We start from the raw sequence: 4,843 nt of genomic DNA, 5'->3' as shown, positions 1-4,843 counted from the left end.
ATCGTCACCCCCCAAATCTCGTACTCCTGCTCGGTGCGCAAGCCCCCAAAAGCTCCGGCTCCCCAGAGCAACAGCAGGGCCACCAAGTTGCCAAAAAAGATGGAAACCCCCCCCAGGCGCACCATCGGTTGCTGGTGGATCTTGCGCTCGTCGGGAAAGTCCAACTGGCCACTGCGGATCCCGACCGCCTTCACCACCGGGGTTGCCCACAGAACCACACAGGCAGCAGCCAGAAAGGCAACCAAGTAGGGCATAGCAAGCCGTGGCGAGGATTGCGGTTATCCCAAGTGGGGGTAGAGGGGGAAACGACGACAGAGCTGGGCCACCCGCTGGCGACACTCTTCCAATACAGCAGGCTCCTCAGGCTGAAACAGACAATCGGCGATGATCTCCCCAATTTCCTCAAATTCTACTGGCCCCAAGCCGCGGGTGGTCAAGGCTGGGGATCCCAGACGCAGGCCGCTAGCTACAAAGGGCGGCTGTGGGTCGAAGGGAATGGTGTTCTTATTGGCGGTGATGTGGATCTCCCCCATCAGCCGATCCGCCCGTTTGCCCGTCATTACCGGATCCGCCGCCCCAGTTTTTTCCAGCACCGCCGAAACCGAGCGCAGATCCAGCAACATCAGGTGATTGTCGGTGCCCCCGGAAACCAGTCGAATGCCTCGCCGTTGCAGGGATCCCGCCAGGGCCTGAGCATTGGCGATCACCTGCGCCGAGTACTGGGCAAAGCTGGGCTGCAGGGCTTCTCCAAAGGCCACCGCCTTGCCAGCAATAACATGCTCCAGCGGCCCCCCCTGGCTGCCGGGGAACACTGCCTTATCCAGCTTTTTGCCCAATTCTGGGTCGCGGGTGAGAATGAGTCCCCCGCGCGGCCCTCGCAGCGTCTTGTGGGTAGTGGTGGTCACCACATCGCAGAGGGGCACGGGGTTGGGGTGATGTCCAGTGGCCACCAAGCCGGCAATGTGGGCAATGTCGGCCAGAAGATAGGCCCCCACCTCGTCGGCAATGGCGCGGAAAGCGGCAAAGTCAATTGTCCGCGGATAGGCAGAGTAGCCGCAGATGATCAGCTTGGGCCGGTGCTGCAGGGCCAGATCCCGCACTTGGTCAAAATCAATCCGCTCCGTCTGCGGATGCACCCCGTAGTGCACCACGCGGAACCACTTGCCGGAGACGTTTACCGGGGAGCCGTGGGTAAGGTGGCCGCCGTGGGCAAGATCCATGCCCATAATTGTGTCTCCTGGCTGCAGCAGGGCCAGGAAAACAGCGAAATTGGCCTGCGCCCCCGAGTGGGGCTGCACATTGGCGTGGGCTGCCCCGAACAATTGCTTAGCCCGGTCAATGGCCAGTTGTTCAATCTCGTCAATAAACTCGCAGCCGCCGTAGTAGCGCTTGCCCGGCAGCCCTTCTGCATACTTGTTGGTGAGCACCGAGCCCTGGGCTGCCAAGACGGCAGGAGAGGTGAAGTTCTCGCTGGCGATCATCTCCAGGTGATCCCGCTGCCGGTTGAGCTCTTCCTGGATCAGGCGGTAAACCAAGGGATCCGTTTCCGCCAGGATGGCCAAGCTATCCCGTGAGGTGGTCAGACTTTGTGGAGCAGCTACCATGATGACGCCAAGACCGAACTTCGCAGGAGGAATGGGCAAGAACTGCTTCGCCGTCGCGACGGCGTTGCGGAGCAACATCGTAGCATGACCCGCAAACCAGCAGCGCAGGCCCCGGCCTTTCTGCCTGGGGTAAAACCCCAAAACTGAGAAAGAATCCCTAGCTTTAGGGGTGGGGAGAATGTCAGTCGCGACAGCGTTGCGGAGCAACATCGATCCAAGCAGAGGATCTGGGAGCCACGGTCAAGCGGGATGGGCAAGGGCTGCTTTGTAAAGAATGTTGAGCTTTTCTTCTCGGTGTCAAGGCTACCCCTCAAGCTACGGTAGAGTGAGGGGGCTAACTTTTGTGCAATTCCACTGTTAGGGAGTTGGTTATGACGGACGCACAAGTTTTCACCATCCTGGCGATTGCCTTGGTGCCGGCAGTGATGGCTCTGCTTTTGGGATCCGCCCTGGCCCGTAGCTAAAGCTCCTGCATCTCCCAAAAAGTGCCTCTGGATCCCTTCGGCCTGCCCCGTCACGACAGTGTTGCGGAGTAATAAGGCAGGCTTTTTTCTTTATCAAGGAATGGAAAGTGTGGCTTGCGCTGCTGCACTCCTTCGGTTGTCCTGCCGTTGTTGGCTAAAGTTGGATTGATAAGGAGCACTCCCGGCAGCCAAGCAACTTGAGCCAGGTGGATCTACAGCGGCTTCAGCGCGCCCTTTCCCTAGAAGCAGAGGTGGGGTTTACCGACCTGCGGGGGCGAGAGCAGACCTTCTCCCAATTTTTGGGGAGTGTGTTCGGACAGGATCCCCCCTCTGACTGGGCGCTGAGTGGAGATGACCGGCGGCGGTGGCGAGAACTGGGATCCCGCTATACCTTGTACCCGGAGCTGGAGCTGCCCGAACGCCAGCACCTGGTGGCCGAAACTCGCCGCTGGCTGGAGCGAGTCCGACGTCAGCAAGAGCTGTCCCGACCGAGTTCCCACCAACCTGGCTCGTTTGCAGCCTCGTTGCCACAGCGCTCTGGTTTCCCTGCCGTAGGCGTAGCAACAACCCCCCCAGAGGCAGGGCGGAGCACGATTTCCCCATCTCTCCCCGCCGGCCTCAGCCTGGAGCAGCCGCTGCAGTTTCTCAAAGGCATTGGTCCCAAGTCAGCGGAGAAACTGGCACAACTGGGCCTGCACACCGTGCGGGATGCCCTGTACTACTTCCCCCGCGACTACCTGGACTATTCCCGGCGGGTGCTCATCCGCCAAGCTAAGGTGGGGGAGACCGTTACCCTTGTAGGGACGGTGAAAAGTTGCAGTTGCTTTACCAGCCCTAAGAATCCCTCGCTGACCATCTTCAACCTAAAGATTGCCGACAAAAGTGGTGTAATTACCCTCAGCCGCTTCTACAGCGGGCGGCAGTTTGCCCAGCGCAGTTGGCAAGCTTCCCTGGAGCGGCAATACCCCAAGGGGGCCCTGGTGGCTGCCAGCGGCCTGGTCAAAAAGGGCCGGTTGGGCCTAACGCTGGATAACCCGCAACTGGAGGTGCTGGGGGGAGAGGGCGAGGAGCTGGACAGGCTGGGCAAGATCTTGCCAGTTTACCCTCTCTCAGAAGGGATCCCCGCCGATCTGGTGCGCAAGGCGGTGCAACTAGCTTTGCCGGCGGCGGCCTTGGTGGAGGATCCCTTGCCGGCGGATCTCAAGCGGCAGTTGCAGCTTTTGGACTTGCCTGTTGCCCTGCAGCAGATCCACTTTCCTGAGACCCGAGAGCTGCTGGCCCAGGCCCGGCGGCGGCTGGTGTTCGATGAGTTTTTCTACCTACAACTAAGCCTATTGCAGCGGCGACACCGCTATCGTGCCCAAGCTCAGGCCATACCTCGTTACCAGCCGGCTAGAGGGGAGCTGTTGGATCGCTTCTACCAAATCCTGCCCTTTCAGCTTACCGCTGCCCAGCAGCGGGCCATCGACGAGATCCTAGCGGATCTGCGGGATCCCTTGCCCATGAACCGCCTCTTGCAGGGAGATGTGGGATCCGGCAAAACCGTGGTGGCGGTGGCAGCTGTGCTGGCAGCCATTCAATCCGGTTGGCAGGCGGCCCTCATGGCTCCCACCGAGGTTTTGGCCGAGCAACACTACCGCAAGTTGGTGGAATGGCTCAGCCAGCTGCAGGTGCCCGTTGAACTGTTGACTGGATCCACGCCCCCTGCTAAGCGCCGGGAGATCCTGCGGCAGTTGCAGACCGGGGAATTGCCCTTGGTGGTGGGCACCCATGCTCTCATCCAGCCGGCAGTGCAGTTTCGCAACCTGGGCTTGGTGGTCATCGACGAGCAGCACCGCTTTGGCGTGGAGCAGCGGGCCGCTCTGCAACAGAAAGGGGATCACCCCGATGTCCTCACCATGACCGCTACCCCCATCCCCCGCACCCTCACCCTGGCCCTGCATGGGGATCTGGATGTTACCCAAATTGACGAGCTGCCGCCGGGGCGCAAGCCCGTGCACACCCTGGTGGCCCGGCCAGGGGATCGCCTGCAGGTGATGCGGCTTATCGAGCGGGAAATTGCCCAAGGGCGGCAGGCCTACGTGGTGCTGCCGTTGATTGAAGAGTCGGAGAAGCTGGATCTCAAATCTGCCATCGAGGAACACCAGCGTCTGCAGGAAAAGGTCTTCCCCCAATTTCGGGTGGGCCTGCTGCACGGGCGCTTGACCAGTAGCGAGAAGGAAGCTGTCATTGCGGCCTTTCGCCGGCGGGAGCTGGATATTCTGGTCTCTACCACGGTGGTGGAGGTGGGGGTAGATGTGCCCAATGCCTCGGTGATGCTGGTGGAGCATGCGGAGCGCTTTGGGCTCTCCCAACTGCACCAACTGCGGGGGCGGGTAGGGCGGGGATCTGACCAGGCCTACTGCATCCTGATGACAGGATCCAAAAGCGAGGAGGCCCTGCGGCGGCTCAAGGTGCTGGAGCAGTCCCACGACGGGTTTTTCATTGCCGAGATGGATCTGCGCTTCCGCGGCCCAGGGGAGGTGATGGGCACCCGCCAGTCGGGGCTACCCGATTTTGCCCTGGCCAGTCTCATAGAGGATCAAGAGGTGCTGCAGCTGGCCCGCCAGGCGGCAGAGCAGCTTATTGTCCAAGACCCCGACCTGAAGCGCTGGCCCCCCTTAAGCCGCATACTGGAAGAGCGTCAGGCCCGTCTCTTGGGCCCTGGGTTGTTGACCTAAGCTAGGGGCAATTGGAGCATGACTCTAGTCAATAATAAGCTCAACTATACTGAAA

The 4,843-nt window shown here is 60.8% G+C and carries 3 protein-coding genes and 1 pseudogene; 2 read left to right on the top strand and 2 right to left on the bottom strand.

Annotation, left to right across the window (positions count from 1 at the left end):
* A pseudogene (locus tag NW843_RS06400) lies at positions 1-254 on the bottom strand (undecaprenyl/decaprenyl-phosphate alpha-N-acetylglucosaminyl 1-phosphate transferase); the annotation flags it as partial.
* Positions 255-278: 24 nt separating this feature from the next.
* The gene (gene glyA, locus NW843_RS06395; RefSeq protein WP_414522440.1) at positions 279-1,604 is read right to left on the bottom strand and encodes a serine hydroxymethyltransferase; all 1,326 of its coding nucleotides are present in this window, start codon (positions 1,602-1,604) and stop codon (positions 279-281) included.
* Positions 1,605-1,975: 371 nt separating this feature from the next.
* Between glyA and psaM the strand changes: the two genes are divergently transcribed.
* Together psaM and recG are read left to right on the top strand one after the other, a co-directional pair.
* Complete coding sequence (psaM, locus tag NW843_RS06390) at positions 1,976-2,068, top strand: photosystem I reaction center subunit XII (RefSeq protein ID WP_011434349.1); 93 nt, start codon at positions 1,976-1,978, stop codon at positions 2,066-2,068.
* 206 nt (positions 2,069-2,274) lie between these two features.
* Positions 2,275-4,788 carry an ATP-dependent DNA helicase RecG gene (gene recG, locus NW843_RS06385; RefSeq protein ID WP_414522439.1) on the top strand — a complete coding sequence of 838 codons (2,514 nt, stop codon included), beginning with the start codon at positions 2,275-2,277 and terminating at the stop codon, positions 4,786-4,788.
* The last annotated feature ends 55 nt before the right edge of the window (positions 4,789-4,843 follow it).

Source organism: Synechococcus sp. R5-12 (assembly GCF_047502655.1).
GTDB lineage: Bacteria > Cyanobacteriota > Cyanobacteriia > Thermostichales > Thermostichaceae > Thermostichus.
This window is presented reverse-complemented; position numbering and strand designations above follow the sequence as displayed.